General features: G+C 68.3%; 19 protein-coding genes, 1 tRNA gene and 1 riboswitch. Of the genes, 15 read left to right on the top strand and 5 right to left on the bottom strand.

From position 1 onward, the window contains the following. Positions 1-81 precede the first annotated feature (81 nt). The 7 genes from clpS to ABZ893_RS18310 all read left to right on the top strand — a co-directional run bounded on the left by clpS (position 82) and on the right by ABZ893_RS18310 (position 4,979). Complete coding sequence (gene clpS, locus ABZ893_RS18340) at positions 82-399, top strand: ATP-dependent Clp protease adapter ClpS (protein WP_361404270.1); 318 nt, start codon at positions 82-84, stop codon at positions 397-399. 36 nt (positions 400-435) lie between these two features. Further along, positions 436-1,041: a DUF2017 domain-containing protein gene (locus tag ABZ893_RS18335; RefSeq protein ID WP_361404267.1), complete on the top strand. Its 606-nt coding sequence runs from the start codon at positions 436-438 to the stop codon at positions 1,039-1,041. 410 nt (positions 1,042-1,451) lie between these two features. Beyond that, complete coding sequence (locus ABZ893_RS18330; RefSeq protein WP_361404264.1) at positions 1,452-2,891, top strand: amino acid permease; 1,440 nt, start codon at positions 1,452-1,454, stop codon at positions 2,889-2,891. A 130-nt stretch (positions 2,892-3,021) separates the two neighbouring features. After that, a complete protein-coding gene (locus tag ABZ893_RS18325; protein ID WP_361404261.1) occupies positions 3,022-3,438 on the top strand; it encodes a M67 family metallopeptidase in 417 nt (138 codons plus the stop codon). An 82-nt stretch (positions 3,439-3,520) separates the two neighbouring features. Continuing rightward, complete coding sequence (locus ABZ893_RS18320; protein WP_361404258.1) at positions 3,521-3,622, top strand: putative leader peptide; 102 nt, start codon at positions 3,521-3,523, stop codon at positions 3,620-3,622. A 122-nt stretch (positions 3,623-3,744) separates the two neighbouring features. Beyond that, a complete protein-coding gene (locus tag ABZ893_RS18315) occupies positions 3,745-4,023 on the top strand; it encodes a MoaD/ThiS family protein (protein WP_361404256.1) in 279 nt (92 codons plus the stop codon). Positions 4,024-4,028: 5 nt separating this feature from the next. Further along, positions 4,029-4,979: a cysteine synthase gene (locus ABZ893_RS18310; RefSeq protein ID WP_361404253.1), complete on the top strand. Its 951-nt coding sequence runs from the start codon at positions 4,029-4,031 to the stop codon at positions 4,977-4,979. A gap of 85 nt (positions 4,980-5,064) precedes the next feature. On the opposite strand, the gene ABZ893_RS18305 is transcribed toward ABZ893_RS18310, so the two are convergent. Next, the gene (locus tag ABZ893_RS18305; protein ID WP_361404252.1) at positions 5,065-5,568 is read right to left on the bottom strand and encodes a type II toxin-antitoxin system PemK/MazF family toxin; all 504 of its coding nucleotides are present in this window, start codon (positions 5,566-5,568) and stop codon (positions 5,065-5,067) included. 215 nt (positions 5,569-5,783) lie between these two features. On the opposite strand from ABZ893_RS18305, the gene ABZ893_RS18300 reads away from it, so the two are divergent. Next, positions 5,784-6,536, top strand: a complete 753-nt coding sequence (locus ABZ893_RS18300) for an MBL fold metallo-hydrolase (protein ID WP_361404250.1) — start codon at positions 5,784-5,786, stop codon at positions 6,534-6,536. Between the two features lie 75 nt (positions 6,537-6,611). Here ABZ893_RS18300 and ABZ893_RS18295 read toward each other — a convergent pair whose 3' ends face one another. Both ABZ893_RS18295 and ABZ893_RS18290 read right to left on the bottom strand, forming a co-directional pair. Next, positions 6,612-7,874 carry a PTS transporter subunit EIIC gene (locus ABZ893_RS18295; protein WP_361404247.1) on the bottom strand — a complete coding sequence of 421 codons (1,263 nt, stop codon included), beginning with the start codon at positions 7,872-7,874 and terminating at the stop codon, positions 6,612-6,614. 182 nt (positions 7,875-8,056) lie between these two features. Then, positions 8,057-9,346: a PTS transporter subunit EIIC gene (locus tag ABZ893_RS18290; RefSeq protein WP_361404244.1), complete on the bottom strand. Its 1,290-nt coding sequence runs from the start codon at positions 9,344-9,346 to the stop codon at positions 8,057-8,059. 192 nt (positions 9,347-9,538) lie between these two features. On the opposite strand from ABZ893_RS18290, the gene ABZ893_RS18285 reads away from it, so the two are divergent. The 4 genes from ABZ893_RS18285 (at position 9,539) to rdgB (ending at position 11,752) form a co-directional block, all read left to right on the top strand. Next, on the top strand, positions 9,539-9,796 hold the full coding sequence (locus ABZ893_RS18285) for a PTS glucose/sucrose transporter subunit IIB (protein WP_361404241.1): 258 nt from the start codon (positions 9,539-9,541) through the stop codon (positions 9,794-9,796). Between the two features lie 89 nt (positions 9,797-9,885). Then, a complete protein-coding gene (gene rph, locus ABZ893_RS18280) occupies positions 9,886-10,623 on the top strand; it encodes a ribonuclease PH (protein WP_361404238.1) in 738 nt (245 codons plus the stop codon). An 81-nt stretch (positions 10,624-10,704) separates the two neighbouring features. Next, positions 10,705-11,103, top strand: a complete 399-nt coding sequence (locus tag ABZ893_RS18275; protein ID WP_361404235.1) for a hypothetical protein — start codon at positions 10,705-10,707, stop codon at positions 11,101-11,103. Between the two features lie 43 nt (positions 11,104-11,146). Beyond that, positions 11,147-11,752: an RdgB/HAM1 family non-canonical purine NTP pyrophosphatase gene (gene rdgB, locus ABZ893_RS18270; RefSeq protein WP_361404232.1), complete on the top strand. Its 606-nt coding sequence runs from the start codon at positions 11,147-11,149 to the stop codon at positions 11,750-11,752. 53 nt (positions 11,753-11,805) lie between these two features. Here the strand turns inward: rdgB and ABZ893_RS18265 are convergent. Next, positions 11,806-11,890: transfer RNA gene (locus ABZ893_RS18265), tRNA-Leu, on the bottom strand. Between the two features lie 317 nt (positions 11,891-12,207). Further along, complete coding sequence (gene bcp / locus ABZ893_RS18260) at positions 12,208-12,675, bottom strand: thioredoxin-dependent thiol peroxidase (RefSeq protein ID WP_361404230.1); 468 nt, start codon at positions 12,673-12,675, stop codon at positions 12,208-12,210. Between the two features lie 129 nt (positions 12,676-12,804). Between bcp and ABZ893_RS18255 the strand changes: the two genes are divergently transcribed. The 3 genes from ABZ893_RS18255 to ABZ893_RS18245 all read left to right on the top strand — a co-directional run bounded on the left by ABZ893_RS18255 (position 12,805) and on the right by ABZ893_RS18245 (position 14,001). Next, positions 12,805-13,143, top strand: a complete 339-nt coding sequence (locus ABZ893_RS18255) for a DUF3618 domain-containing protein (protein WP_361404227.1) — start codon at positions 12,805-12,807, stop codon at positions 13,141-13,143. Positions 13,144-13,226: 83 nt separating this feature from the next. Next, positions 13,227-13,529, top strand: coding sequence for a co-chaperone GroES (locus tag ABZ893_RS18250; protein ID WP_086749165.1), 303 nt, complete (start codon positions 13,227-13,229; stop codon positions 13,527-13,529). 48 nt (positions 13,530-13,577) lie between these two features. Next, a riboswitch (guanidine-III (ykkC-III) riboswitch) is annotated at positions 13,578-13,648 on the top strand. Between the two features lie 32 nt (positions 13,649-13,680). Next, positions 13,681-14,001, top strand: coding sequence for a multidrug efflux SMR transporter (locus ABZ893_RS18245; RefSeq protein ID WP_361404224.1), 321 nt, complete (start codon positions 13,681-13,683; stop codon positions 13,999-14,001). The last annotated feature ends 31 nt before the right edge of the window (positions 14,002-14,032 follow it).

Raw genomic sequence — 14,032 nt, 5'->3', positions numbered from 1 at the left:
ATGCGGGATGCTACCCCCAATTAGCGTCAGTGTGACGATTTCCGTGGTCCGTTTATGCGGGGGCCGCCCCCTAGTGGCAGCATGGGCTGTGTGACGGCTCCCGCACCCCTTGAGATCGAACGCACCGAGCCGGCGGAGGAGTCCTTCGCCGTACCTGAGCCGGACGTCCCCTGGATCACGCTCGTGCACAACGACCCGGTCAACCTGATGAGTTATGTGACGTATGTCTTCCAGACGTACTTCGGCTACTCGAAGGACAAGGCCACGAAGCTGATGCTCGATGTGCACAACAAGGGCCGCGCGGTCGTCTCCAGCGGTACCCGCGAAGAGATGGAACGCGACGTTCAGGCCATGCACGGTTACGGTCTGTGGGCGACCCTCCAGCAGGACCGCAAGTAGCCCACGCAAGCAGCGACCGGAGTAGCGACGCACCTGATGCCAGGACACTTCGAACCGATTCCCGGCGGCGGGGCCGCCGTCGCGCTCGACGAGGTCGAGATCTCGATCATCCGCTCCCTGGCGGTCCAGCTCCTGGAGCTGATCGGCCCGGGGCCGGGCGGTGAGGCGTCCGACGACCCGCTCGCCGAGCTCTTCGCCGAGGGCCCGAGCGAGCCGCCCTCCGACCCGGTCCTCCAGCGCCTCTTCCCCGACGCGTACGGCGGACCCGGCGCCGAGGAGATGCCGGTGGCCGACGCGGACGAGCAGCGCGCGCACTCGGCCGAGTTCCGCCGCTTCACCGAGAACGACCTGCGCGCCGTCAAGCGGGAGGACGCGCTCGCCGTGATCCGCTCGCTCGACGCGCTGACGGCCGCGGGCGAGGGGGGAGCGGTCCTCAAGCTCTCGCCCGAGGAGTCCCTGCGCTGGATGCGCGCGCTCAACGACCTGCGCCTCGCGATCGGTACCCGCCTGGAGATCAACGACGAGGAGGACACGGACCTCCTCTACCGCCTCCCGGACGACGATCCGCGCAAGCCGATGGTGATGGCGTACCTGTGGCTGGGCGGGCTCCAGGAGACGCTCGTCGAAACGCTCATGCCGTGACCGCTGTGCGCTGACCCAGGCGCTGCCCCTTATGCCCTGACTTGCCGCGACATGTCGGGCGGAAGCGGATCGTCCACATGTAAGGGCGACCAGGTAAGCGCGTTCGCTCAACGGACGCTCAACTGCGGATAACGATCAGATCACTCGTGCGGTCCCCTATGTCGCGCGAGGCGTTTTTTGTCCGGTTTTTCTGGTGGTATGCGCCACATAAGGCCAGGGCGATCAATGTTGCGACCGTGATAAATCTTCACGATCGCTCGAAGGACGCCACCCCTGTCCCCGAGTGCGCCCCGACCGGCTGACCGCCGGTAGGCACAGCTCCATCCATCCAGGGGCCCAGACCCCGAAGGATCGTCACAGTCGATCCGAGCCGCAGTGGCACGGATCGGCATGGAGAAAGGCGCAACACCATGACCTCACTGCAGGTCGACAAGCATCACGACGGCAATGAGGCCGTGGCCCACGGCGAGACCGGCGAGGGCGAGGGCTACCAGCGCGGACTCGGTGCCCGGCAGATCCAGATGATCGCCATCGGCGGCGCCATCGGAACCGGCCTCTTCCTCGGTGCCGGCAAGGGCATCTCGAAGGCGGGCCCCAGCCTGATCCTCGCGTACGCCATCGCGGGCCTCGTCATCTTCTTCATCATGCGGGCGCTCGGCGAGCTCCTCATGTACCGCCCCGTCTCGGGCTCCTTCTCGGAGTACGCGCGCGAGTTCATCGGCCCCTTCGCGGGCTTCGTGACCGGCTGGACGTACTGGCTCTTCTGGGTCGTCACCGGCATCACCGAGGTCACCGCGGCCGCCACCTACATGACGTTCTGGTGGCACATCCCCCAGTGGCTCTCCGCGCTCGTCTTCACCCTCGTCCTCTACGGGGTCAACCTCATCTCCGTGAAGCTCTTCGGTGAGCTGGAGTTCTGGTTCTCGATGGTCAAGGTGACGGCCATCGTCGGCATGATCCTCATCTGCGCCGGCATCCTCACCCTCGGCTTCTCCGACGCCGGCGACACCGCCTCCATGACCCACCTGTGGGACCAGGGCGGCTTCTTCCCGCACGGCATCGGCTCCACCCTCATGACCCTCCAGATGGTCATGTTCGCGTTCCTCGCCGTCGAGCTCGTCGGCGTCACCGCGGGCGAGGCCAAGGACGCCAAGACCGTCCTGCCCAAGGCCATCAACACCGTGCCGTGGCGCATCGCCGTCTTCTACGTCGGCGCCCTGATCATGATCCTGTCGGTCGTGCCGTGGACCGAGTTCCAGCCGGGCGTCAGCCCCTTCGTCTACGCCTTCCAGAAGATGGGTCTCGGCATCGGTGCCGCGATCGTCAACTTCGTCGTCCTCACCGCCGCCCTGTCCTCCTGCAACTCGGGCATGTACTCGACGGGCCGGATGCTGCGTGACCTGGCGCTCAACGGCCAGGGCCCGAAGTTCTTCACCAAGCTCACCAAGACCGGCACCCCGCTGGTCGGCACCAGCGTCTCGGCCGGGCTGATGATGGTCGGCGTCTGGATCAACTACCAGTGGCCCGGCGACGCGTTCAACTACGTCGTCTCCTTCGCCACGATCTCCGGCATGTGGGCCTGGTTCATCATCCTGTTCTGCCAGATCCGCTACCGCCTCAAGGCCGACCGTGGCCTCCTGCCCGAGTCCACCTTCAAGGCCCCCGGCGGCATCTGGCCGAGCATCTTCTCGTTCGTCTTCCTCATCGGTGTCGTCGTGATGATGGGCATCGACAAGGACGCGCGGATCTCGCTCTACTGCGCCCCGCTGTGGGCCGCGCTCCTCGCCGTCTCGTACTGGGTGCTGCGCCGCCGCAACCCGCAGAACCTGGCGTTCGCGAAGCGCGACTAGCAGCCGGCGCCCGACGGCGCCCGGGCCGGCCGCCCCGCCACCCCTGGGGTCGGCCACCCGCATCTCAGCATCCGGGCCCTCCCGTACCGCACTCCGGTACGCGAGGGCCCGTCTGCTTATCCTGAGCCTCATGCTGACCCTGACCCAGGCCGTCTACGACCAGATCGTCGCCCACGCGCGCGCCGACCACCCCGACGAGGCGTGCGGCGTCGTCGCGGGCCCCGCGGGCACCGGCCGCCCCGAGCGTTTCATCCCGATGCTGAACGCCGCCCGCTCACCCACGTTCTACGAGTTCGACTCGGGTGACCTGCTGAAGCTGTACCGCGAGATGGACGACCGGGACGAGGAGCCCGTGATCATCTACCACTCGCACACCGCGACCGAGGCCCACCCCTCCCGCACCGACATCACCTACGCGAACGAGCCCGGCGCCCACTACGTCCTGGTCTCGACCGCCGACACCGACGACGCGGGCCCCTTCCAGTTCCGCTCGTTCCGCATCGTCGAGGGCGTCGTCACCGAGGAAGAGGTCGAGGTCACGCCGTAGACGTCTCGACTGTCGGACGGAAATCGACCACATGGTGAGATCACATTCGAGGACCCCGGGCGGGAATCGTTACGATGAGCCCATGGTTCTCCACGACGTGAGTGAAAAGACGCCGGGCATGTTGCTCGTGGCGCGGCTCCACGTCGACCTGTGCCGCCTCGCCAGCGCCATCTGTACGCGCTGAACCGGGCCGCCGTACGGCAGTGAGCCGCGGCGCCGCATCCGAGTACGACCACGTACCCCCAGGCAATGCCCCGCGCCGCCGCGCGCTCTGACCACCTGACTTCTTCCGACAGGAGCCCCGCCATGGCCATCGAGGTCCGCATTCCGACCATCCTCCGCACCTACACCGACGGCGAGAAGGCCGTCGAGGGCAAGGGCGAGACGCTCGCCGACCTCTTCGCCGACCTCGAGACCCGTCACACGGGCATCCAGGCGCGCATCGTCGAGGGCGAGAAGCTGCGCCGCTTCGTGAACGTGTACCTGAACGACGAGGACGTCCGCTTCCTCGAGGGCATCGAAACCAAGCTCGCCGACGGCGACAACGTCACGATCCTGCCGGCCGTGGCCGGCGGCATGGCCTGATCAGGATGCGGTACGACTCCCCGCTCGCCGCGGTCGGCAACACGCCCCTCGTGCGCCTGCCGCGGCTCTCGCCCTCCGAGGACGTACGGATCTGGGCGAAGCTCGAGGACCGCAACCCGACCGGCTCGGTCAAGGACCGCCCCGCGCTCCACATGATCGAGCAGGCGGAGAAGGACGGCCGGCTCACCCCCGGCTGCACCATCCTCGAGCCGACCTCGGGCAACACCGGCATCTCCCTCGCCATGGCCGCCCGCCTCAAGGGCTACCGCATGGTGTGCGTCATGCCGGAGAACACCTCGCAGGAGCGCAGGGACCTGCTCGCCATGTGGGGCGCGGAGATCATCCCGTCGCCCGCCGCGGGCGGCTCCAACACGGCCGTCCGCATGGCGAAGGAACTGAGCGCGCAGCACCCGGACTGGGTGATGCTCTATCAGTACGGCAACCCGGACAACGCCGGCGCCCACTACGCGACGACCGGCCCGGAGATCCTCGCCGACCTGCCGTCCGTGACCCACTTCGTGGCGGGCCTCGGCACGACGGGCACCCTGATGGGAGTCGGCCGCTATCTGCGCGAGCAGAAGCCGGACGTCAAGATCGTCGCCGCGGAGCCGCGCTACGACGACCTGGTCTACGGACTGCGCAACCTCGACGAGGGCTTCGTCCCCGAGCTGTACGACGCCTCCGTCCTCACCACCCGCTTCTCCGTCGGCTCGGCCGACGCCGTGACCCGCACCCGCGAACTCCTCCAGCAGGAGGGCATCTTCGCGGGCGTCTCCACCGGCGCGGCGCTCCACGCCGCGATCGGCGTGGGCCGCAAGGCGGTCGCGGCCGGCGAGTCCGCCGACATCGTCTTCGTGGTCGCCGACGGCGGCTGGAAGTACCTGTCGACCGGCGTCTACACGGCGGCCACGACGGAAGAGGCCATCGAGACGCTGCACGGCCAGCTCTGGGCGTAGCCCGGACACGCCGTCACACGGCTTGCACGACGCGGGGCCCGGCCGGTACATCGGCCGGGCCCCGCGTCAGATTCACATATCCGCGTCAGCCCGCCAGATACCGCACCTGGTCCCACACCACCGGATCCACGATGCCCACGCGCTTGCGGAAGTCCCCCAGGGGCACCTCGCGGAGCTCGTCCGTCTCCAGGAAGCTCGGCCTGCCCCGCGCGTCGCCCACCGACCCGGGCGGCAGCGCGATCACGCCGGCCCGCTCGTCGTGGTACTTGCTCGTGATCTTCGCGACGCGCACGCGCCGCCGGCGCACCGCGAGTACGAGACACGGGCGGTCCTTGGCCCGCTGCCCCGCGCCCGCCACCGCCGTACCCGTGTCGCGAGCGAACCCGTCCGACTCCGGCCCCTCCTCGAACGGCACGAGCGCCCACCAGATCTCGCCCGGCAGCGGCCGGACCGCGGCGCCGCGCGACCTCCGCAGCAGGCGCAGCCGGCCGCCGGGCCGCCGATGCCCGCGCCCCCACCCGTCTATCAGCGTCGCCACCAGCGCGAGCAGCAGGACGGCGGCGAGCACCAGCCACCAGGACGTGTCCATACGCATGACGGTACCGGTGGCGCCCGCCACACGCCCCACCGGGCGCACGCCCCCCGAACCGGTGACACCACAGGTGAGTTCTCCCACAACGACCCGCGACGGAGGAGCGACCCGGCCTCATCCGCCTTACGCTCGACGCACCGCTAGACCCCTCACCCCATCAGTTCCCGCCCCCTGACCGCTCTCTGACCGCCAGCGCGGAGGTTCCGGCTCATATGAAGCTCACCGTCGTCGGCTGCTCGGGGTCGTTCCCGTCCGCGGAATCGGCCTGCTCGAGCTACCTCGTCGAGGCCGACGGCTTCCGGCTGCTACTCGACATGGGCAACGGCGCCCTGGGCGAGCTGCAGCGCCACTGCGGTCTCTACGACCTCGACGCGATCTTCCTCAGCCATCTGCACGCCGACCACTGCATCGACATGTGCGGCTACTTCGTGGCCCGCTACTACCGCCACGACGGCGGCCGCTGCGCCCCGATCCCGGTCTACGGCCCCGAAGGCACCGAACAGCGTCTGACCACGGCGTACGCGGACACGCCCTCCGCGTCCTCGATGAGCGAGGTCTTCGACTTCCACACCGTCAAGCCCGGCCGGTACGAGATCGGCCCGTTCACCGTCCGCACGGAGCGCGTGTGCCACCCCGTCGAGGCGTACGGCATCCGCGTCGAGCACGGCGGCAGGTCGCTCACGTACTCCGGGGACACCGGCACGTGCCCCGCCCTCGACGAACTCGCCGCGGACAGCGACCTGTTCCTGTGCGAGGCCGCGTTCACTCACGGCAAAGAGGACATCCCGGACCTGCACCTCAACGGCCGCGAGGCGGGCGAGTCCGCCGCCCGCGCCGGCGCCCGCCGCCTGGTCCTCACGCACATCCCGCCGTGGACGGACGCGCGGATCAACCTCGCGGACGCCCGCGCCGTGTACGACGGCCCGACCCAACTGGCCGCGCCGGGGCAGGTGTACGAGATCTGAGCCCCGCCCGTGCATGACGAAGGCCCCGGAACCTGGACGGTTCCGGGGCCTTCGTCATGCACGGGCGGGTGAGGCTCACGCCTTGGTGAGGTCCTCGACCTCCTCCTCGGGCTCACGGCCCGGGGTGGTGAGGTTGAACTTGACGATCGCGAACCGGAATGTCACGTAATAGATCACCGCGAAGACCAGACCGATCGGGATGATCATCCACGGCTTCGTGGCATGGGTCCAGTTCAGCGCGTAGTCGATGAACCCGGCCGAGAAATTGAAGCCCGCGTGGACGCCGAGGCCCCAGGTCACCGCCATCGACAGCGCGGTCAGGACGGCGTGCAGCACGTACAGCAGCGGCGCGATGAACATGAACGAGAACTCGATCGGCTCGGTCACACCCGTGACGAACGAGGTCAGCGCGAGCGAGACCATCATGCCCATCACGGCCTTGCGGCGCTCCGGCCGTGCGGTGTGCGCGATGGCGATGGCGGCGGCTGGGAGGCCGAACATCATGATCGGGAAGAAGCCCGACTGGAACATGCCGGCCGACGGGTCGCCCGCGAGGAAGCGCGGGATGTCGCCGTGGACGATCTCGCCCGCGGAGTTGGTGAAGTCACCGAGCTGGAACCACGCGACGGTGTTCACGAACTGGTGCATACCGATCGGGATCAGCGCGCGGTTCACGCCGCCGAACAGCGCGGCGCCGCCCGAGCCGAGGCCCGTCATCCACTCGCCGAAGTGCGAGATGCCGGCGCCTATCGGCTCCCAGACCAGGCCGAAGAAGACACCCACGATGATGCCGACGAACGCCATGATGATCGGGACGAGCCGGCGGCCGTTGAAGAAGCCGAGCCAGTCGACGAGCTTGGTGCGGTGGAACCGCTGCCACAGGACCGCCGACAGCAGACCCATCACGATGCCGCCGAAGACACCGGGGTCGTTGTACGTCGCGGCGACGTCGACACCCTTGTTGGCGGTCGTGTTGATCACCGCTTCGGTGACCGGGAAGGCCTGCAGGACCTTGCTGTAGACGAGGAAGCCGACGAGCGCGGCGAGCGCGGTCGAACCGTCGGACTTCTTGGCGAAGCCGATCGCGACGCCGATGCAGAACAGGATCGGCAGGGCGCCGGTGATGGCGCTGCCCGCGTTGTCGAAGACCGCGGCGACCTTGTCCCAGCCGAGGCCGTCCTTGCCGAAGATGTCGTCATGGCCGAGGCGGACCATGATGCCCGCGGCCGGCAGCACCGCGATCGGCAGCTGCAGGCTGCGGCCCACCTTCTGGAGTCCCTGGAACAGGCCCTGGCCCCGCTTCTTCGCCGGGGCCGCGGTAGCGGTCGCGGTGCTCATCAACTTCCTCCGTACCAGATGGTCTACACCACTCAGTGGTGTAGACCTGTTCTAGCACGGTGAAGGTCAGATAAGGAACCTGCGATTTCCTGGGGCCGCTGTGCGCTCGGTCATATGCGACGGTGCGGAACAAAACCCCCGGACCAGGGTGAGGTCAGGGGGTTTCACGTGCGGTACGGGCCTCAGGCCTTCGTCACGTCCTCGACCTGGTCCTCCGCCTCACGCCCCGGCGTCTTCAGGTCGAACTTGATGATGGCGAACCGGAACACCGCGTAATACACGACGGCGAACGCGAGCCCGATCGGGATGATCAGCCACGGCTTCGTCGCCAGGCTCCAGTTGATGACGTAGTCGATCAGCCCCGCCGAGAAACTGAACCCGTCGTGCACCCCGAGCGCCCACGTCACCGCCATCGACACACCGGTCAGGATCGCGTGGAACACGTACAGCAGCGGCGCCACGAACATGAACGAGTACTCGATGGGCTCGGTGATGCCGGTGACGAACGACGTCAGCGCGACCGACAGCATCAGACCGCCGACCACCTTGCGGCGCTCCGGGCGGGCGGTGTGCGTCATCGCCAGACACGCGGCCGGCAGCGCGAACATCATGATCGGGAAGAAGCCCGACGTGAACAGGCCCGCGTGCGGGTCGCCCGCCAGGAACATGTTGATGTCACCGTGCACCACCGTGCCGTCCGGCTTCGTGAACGACCCGAACTGGAACCAGATGGGCACGTTCAGGAACTGGTGCAGGCCGACCACCAGCAGCGCGCGGTTCGCGACACCGAAGATGCCCGCCCCCAGCCAGTCGAGACCGACGAGCCAGTCGCTGAAGTGCTGCAGCGCCGTACCGATCGGCGGCCACACCCACAGGCAGAGCGCCGCGAACCCGATACCGACGAACGCCATGATGATCGGAACGAGCCGGCGCCCGTTGAAGAAGCCCAGCCAGTCGACCAGCTTCGTACGGTGGAACCGCTGCCACAGGTACGCGGCCATCAGGCCCATGACGATGCCGCCGAAGACGCCCGGGTTCTGGTACGTGTAGGCGACGACAGACTGATCCGTCACCAGTTGGCAGCCGGTCGCGACCGGCTTCGAGCCCGCCGCGCAGTCCTGGGGGAACTGGCGCAGCACGTTGTAGTAGACGAGGAAACCGACGATCGCCGCGAGCGCCGTCGAACCGTCCGACTTCTTGGCCATGCCGATGGCCACACCGATACAGAACAGCAGGGGTAGGCCGAGTGCGCCGTCGAGTAGCGCGGAACCGGCGCCGACCATCACCTTGGACACGTCGGTCCATCCGAGGCCCTGATCGCCGAAGACGTCCGGCTGGCCGAGCCGGTTCAGGATGCCCGCCGCAGGCAGTACGGCGATGGGGAGTTGCAGGCTGCGCCCCATCTTCTGCAGCCCCTGGAACGCGACGTTCCATCTGCTGGGCTGGTGTACGGCCGCACTGTCTGCGCTCATAGGCGTCCTCCCGGAACTGGCCACGTTTGGCGGTCGTCGAGAACTGGTGTAGACCAGTTGCGTGACGGGTCGGCCGGTACCGGCCGGTGAGGCGCGGCGCCGTGATCGTCAGCATGGGTCACGAGTCACGAGACCGCCCGTGAAGATGGGCCAACCGTGGGTTACCGTGACAAAGCGGGCCCAGGGCGGGCCGTGAGAGAAGTCAGGGAGAACCACATGGCCACCAAGGCTGAGAAGATCGTCGCCGGGCTCGGCGGGCTCGACAACATCGAAGAGGTCGAGGGCTGCATCACCCGCCTGCGCACCGAGGTCATCGACCCCAGCAAGGTCGACGAAGCCGCCCTGAAGGCCGCCGGCGCCCACGGCGTCGTCAAGATGGGCACCGCGATCCAGGTCGTCATCGGCACCGACGCCGACCCCATCGCAGCCGACATCGAAGACATGATGTGAGCGCCTGACGCCCACGTACTCCGTAGCACCGAAGGCCCCGACGGGACACCCCGAACGGGGCCTTCACCCGTTCCCGCTAGGCTCCCCCCATGTCTCGCATCGACGGCCGCACCCCCGAACAACTCCGCCCCATCACCATCGAACGCGGGTGGAGCAAGCACGCAGAAGGCTCCGTCCTCGTCTCCTTCGGCGACACCAAGGTCTTCTGCACCGCCTCCGTCACCGAAGGCGTCCCGCGCTGGCGCAAGGGCAGCGGCGAAGGCTGGGTCACCGCCGAGTACTCGATGCTCCCGCGCGCCACCAACACCCGCGGCGACCGCGAATCCGTCCGCGGCAAGATCGGCGGCCGCACCCACGAGATCTCCCGCCTCATCGGCCGCAGCCTGCGCGCCGTCATCGACTACAAGGCCCTCGGCGAGAACACCATCGTCCTCGACTGCGACGTCCTCCAGGCCGACGGCGGTACGCGCACGGCCGCCATCACCGGCGCGTACGTGGCACTCGCCGACGCCGTCACCTGGGCCCAGGGCAAGAAGCTCATCAAGGCCGGCCGCCAGCCCCTCACCGGCACCGTCTCCGCCGTCTCCGTCGGCATCGTCGGCGGCACCCCCCTCCTCGACCTCTGCTACGAGGAAGACGTCCGCGCCGACACCGACATGAACGTCGTCTGCACCGGCGACGGCCGCTTCGTCGAGGTCCAAGGCACCGCCGAGGCCGAGCCGTTCGCCCGCGACGAGCTCAACTCCCTGCTCGACCTGGCCGTTTCCGGCTGCGCCGACCTCACCACGATCCAGCGCGCCGCACTCGAGGCCACGCTCGAAAAGTAAAGAGCCCGCCGGGCGGGTAGCAACCGGAAAGGGCGTACGACACCGAGCCGTACGCCCTTCCGCATAGGGGAGGAACGAACCATGGCCGCGCGCCACAGACACCGCCACCGCACCGCCGCACTCGCCGTCACCGCGGTCCTGATCGCGATACCGGCCGCCGTCGGATGCGGCGCCGTCGACAAGGCGCTCGACTGCGTCCACACCGCCGACTCCATCGCCGACAGCGTCACCGACCTCCAGCAGGCCGTCGAGAACGCGGCGAACGACCCCGGCCAGGCCGACAAGGCACTGAACTCGATCGACAAGAACCTCGGCAAGATCAGCGACAAGACCGGCAACGCCGACATCTCCAAGGCCGTCGACGACCTCAGCACCGCCGTGAACAACGTCCGCACCGCCATCAAGAACGGCGACCGCACCCCCGACATCACCCCCGTCACGGACGCGGCAGGCGAACTGACCAAGGTCTGCACGCCGTAGGCCTTCGGCGGCACGCCCTCACCCGCCCGCGATACTGGGACGCATGACCCGCCTCATCCTCGCGACCCGCAACGCCGGCAAGATCACCGAGCTCAAGTCGATCCTCGCCGACGCAGGCCTGCCCCACGACCTCGTCGGCGCGGACGCCTACCCCGACATCCCCGACGTCAGGGAAACGGGCGTCACCTTCGCCGAGAACGCCCTGCTCAAGGCCCACGCGCTCGCCCAGGCCACCGGCCTGCCCGCAGTCGCCGACGACTCCGGCCTCTGCGTCGACGTACTCGGCGGCGCCCCCGGCATCTTCTCCGCCCGCTGGGCCGGCCGCCACGGCGACGACCAGGCCAACCTCGACCTCCTCCTCGCCCAGCTCGGCGACATCGACGACGACCACCACCGCACGGCCCACTTCGCCTGCGCAGCGGCCCTGGCCCTCCCGGACGGCCGCGAACGAGTCGTCGAAGGCCACCTCCGAGGCACCCTCCGCCACGCCCCCGCAGGCAAGAACGGCTTCGGCTACGACCCGATCCTCCAGGTAGAAGGCGACACCCGCACCTGCGCGGAACTCTCCCCGGAAGAAAAGAACGCGATCTCCCACCGAGGCAAGGCGTTCAGGGCGCTGGTACCGGTGGTGAAGGAACTGCTGGGCTGAGCGGGGCCCGCGTACGACGAAGGGCGCTCCCCGCTGGGGAGCGCCCTTGTGTGTGCGGTCGGAGGGATTCGAACCCTCACGGGATTTCTCCCACCGGGACCTAAACCCGACGTGACTGCCAGATTCCACCACGACCGCGACAAAACGAACAATCTCGCCTTTGCGGCGAGTGCCGTCCCGTCAGTGTACGGCGATGCCGTTCAGTGCGGGATCACGCCTACGCCGTCGGTGCCAAGTCCCGGTCATCGCATGACAGTTCGGGCGCGGGTGGCGCAGGTTCTCGCGCCGGTTGTCGAGTGGGTGCTTGCGGTCTGGTGAGCGTCCCAAGGCGGTGCACAAGGTCGGTCGGACTTCGTGATCCGACGACGGCGGCCGTGAGTTCCTGCTCGGGGAAGCGCCGAATGGCCCGCTCCAGAGGTTTCGGGGCGGGCCATTCGGTTGGGGCAAGGGTGGGGTCAGATCCCCATGTCCTTGATGATCTTCGCGACGTGGCCCGTCGCCCGCACGTTGTACAGGGCTCGTTCGACCTTGCCCTCCTCGTCCACGACGATCGTCGAGCGGATCACGCCCATGTACGTCTTGCCGTAGTTCTTCTTCTCGCCGAAGGCTCCGTAGGCGTCGAGGACCTTCTTGTCGGGGTCGGCGAGGAGGGTGACCTTGAGGTTTTCCTTCTCGCGGAACTTCGCGAGCTTCTCGGGCTGGTCGGGGGAGATGCCGATGACGTCGTAGCCCGCGCCCGCCAGCAGCTCGAGGTTGTCCGTGAAGTCGCAGGCCTGCTTCGTGCAGCCCGGCGTGAGCGCCGCCGGGTAGAAGTAGACGATCGTCTTCCGGCCCTTGTGGTCCGCGAGGGAGACCTCGTTGCCGTCGGCGTCGGGCAGCGTGAAGGCGGGGGCGGTGTCGCCGGTCGTCAGTCGCTCGCTCATGGTGGGTCTCCTCGTACAGGATGCGGGTACGGGACCTGAGCGTAATGGGGGTGCCGTGGGGTGCGTCGGGCGCCGAGCTGACAGACTGTCCACGATCAGTGCCACAACGGCGACCATGGAGGCAGCGCGGTGTCGGACACGTCGAGTACGTCGGATACGCGGACCCCGGCGCAGATCGAGGCGGACATAAAGCGCCGCCGCGAGACGCTGGCAGAGACCCTCGACGAGATCGGGGTGCGCGTGCACCCCAAGACGATCATCGGGGACGCCAAGGCCAAGTTCGTCTCCAGCGTCGACCACACCCTCGGCCGGGCGTACGTGAGCGCCAACCGGCTGGTGTCGGACGTGAAGGGGCAGCTCGTCTCCGAGGACGGGGCGCCCCGTATGGAGCGCATTGTTCCGGTGGCGCTCGTGGTGGTCGGTGTCGTCGGCCTGGTCGCCGTGAGCTCCCGTCGCCGTAAGCGCTGACCCTTCCGCGTGAGGACTCGGCTGCGACAGGTAGGTTTCGGGGCGTGAGCGAGAAGAACCAGCACGACAAGCTGCCGATCCGGATGCTGCACGACCGCGTGCTCGTGCGGCAGGACACCGCCGAGGGCGAGCGGCGCAGCGGTGGCGGCATTCTGATTCCCGCGACCGCCGCGGTCGGGCGGCGTCTGGCCTGGGCGGAAGTGGTCGCCGTGGGCCAGAACGTGCGCACGGTGGAGCCGGGTGACCGGGTCCTGTACGACCCGGAGGACCGGGCCGAGGTCGAGGTGCGCGGCGTCGCGTACGTGCTGATGCGTGAGCGCGATCTGCACGCGGTGGCCGCGGACCGTTTCGAGGGTTCGGAGGATTCGACCGGGCTCTACCTGTAGAGCTCCGGCGGGCCCAGGGGCTGGTGACCGTTGTCACCAGCCCTTTTTGCATGTCCCTTGCTACCTTTGAGGGACCCCGACGAGACGCGCCGTACCGGGTTCCGCAAAGACGACGCACCCCCTGTTGATCCAACTGACGGAGGTGCCTGTCATGGCCTGGGTTCTCATCGTGATCGCCGGTTTTCTCGAGGTCGGCTGGTCGATCGGTATGAAGTTCACGGACGGTTTCACGCGTCTGTGGCCGAGCGTGTTCACTGGCGCCGGCATTGTCGCGAGCATGGTGATGCTGTCCTACGCCGCCAAGTCCCTGCCGATCGGTACGGCGTACGGCGTGTGGGTGGGGATCGGCGCGGCCGGTGCGGCTGTCGTCGGCATGTTGGTGCTCGGGGAGCCGGCGACGGCCGCGCGGATCTTCTTCATCGTGCTGCTGATCGTGGCGATCGTGGGCCTGAAGGCGACGTCGGGCCACTGAGGGCCACCCACTTCACCGCTCACGTCGGGCC

The sequence above is a fragment of the Streptomyces sp. NPDC046821 genome (assembly GCF_040645335.1).
GTDB lineage: Bacteria > Actinomycetota > Actinomycetes > Streptomycetales > Streptomycetaceae > Streptomyces.
Note: the sequence above shows the minus strand (reverse complement) of the source record. Positions and strands in the feature narration are given on the sequence as shown.

Coding starts and splice junctions, on each gene's coding strand:
- clpS (WP_361404270.1), top strand. CDS start 82: ATGGGCTGTGTGACGGCTCCCGCACCCCTTGAGATCGAACGCACCGAG.
- ABZ893_RS18335 (WP_361404267.1), top strand. CDS start 436: ATGCCAGGACACTTCGAACCGATTCCCGGCGGCGGGGCCGCCGTCGCG.
- ABZ893_RS18330 (WP_361404264.1), top strand. CDS start 1,452: ATGACCTCACTGCAGGTCGACAAGCATCACGACGGCAATGAGGCCGTG.
- ABZ893_RS18325 (WP_361404261.1), top strand. CDS start 3,022: ATGCTGACCCTGACCCAGGCCGTCTACGACCAGATCGTCGCCCACGCG.
- ABZ893_RS18320 (WP_361404258.1), top strand. CDS start 3,521: ATGGTTCTCCACGACGTGAGTGAAAAGACGCCGGGCATGTTGCTCGTG.
- ABZ893_RS18315 (WP_361404256.1), top strand. CDS start 3,745: ATGGCCATCGAGGTCCGCATTCCGACCATCCTCCGCACCTACACCGAC.
- ABZ893_RS18310 (WP_361404253.1), top strand. CDS start 4,029: ATGCGGTACGACTCCCCGCTCGCCGCGGTCGGCAACACGCCCCTCGTG.
- ABZ893_RS18305 (WP_361404252.1), bottom strand. CDS start 5,568: ATGGACACGTCCTGGTGGCTGGTGCTCGCCGCCGTCCTGCTGCTCGCG.
- ABZ893_RS18300 (WP_361404250.1), top strand. CDS start 5,784: ATGAAGCTCACCGTCGTCGGCTGCTCGGGGTCGTTCCCGTCCGCGGAA.
- ABZ893_RS18295 (WP_361404247.1), bottom strand. CDS start 7,874: ATGAGCACCGCGACCGCTACCGCGGCCCCGGCGAAGAAGCGGGGCCAG.
- ABZ893_RS18290 (WP_361404244.1), bottom strand. CDS start 9,346: ATGAGCGCAGACAGTGCGGCCGTACACCAGCCCAGCAGATGGAACGTC.
- rph (WP_361404238.1), top strand. CDS start 9,886: ATGTCTCGCATCGACGGCCGCACCCCCGAACAACTCCGCCCCATCACC.
- ABZ893_RS18275 (WP_361404235.1), top strand. CDS start 10,705: ATGGCCGCGCGCCACAGACACCGCCACCGCACCGCCGCACTCGCCGTC.
- rdgB (WP_361404232.1), top strand. CDS start 11,147: ATGACCCGCCTCATCCTCGCGACCCGCAACGCCGGCAAGATCACCGAG.
- bcp (WP_361404230.1), bottom strand. CDS start 12,675: ATGAGCGAGCGACTGACGACCGGCGACACCGCCCCCGCCTTCACGCTG.
- ABZ893_RS18250 (WP_086749165.1), top strand. CDS start 13,227: ATGCTGCACGACCGCGTGCTCGTGCGGCAGGACACCGCCGAGGGCGAG.
- ABZ893_RS18245 (WP_361404224.1), top strand. CDS start 13,681: ATGGCCTGGGTTCTCATCGTGATCGCCGGTTTTCTCGAGGTCGGCTGG.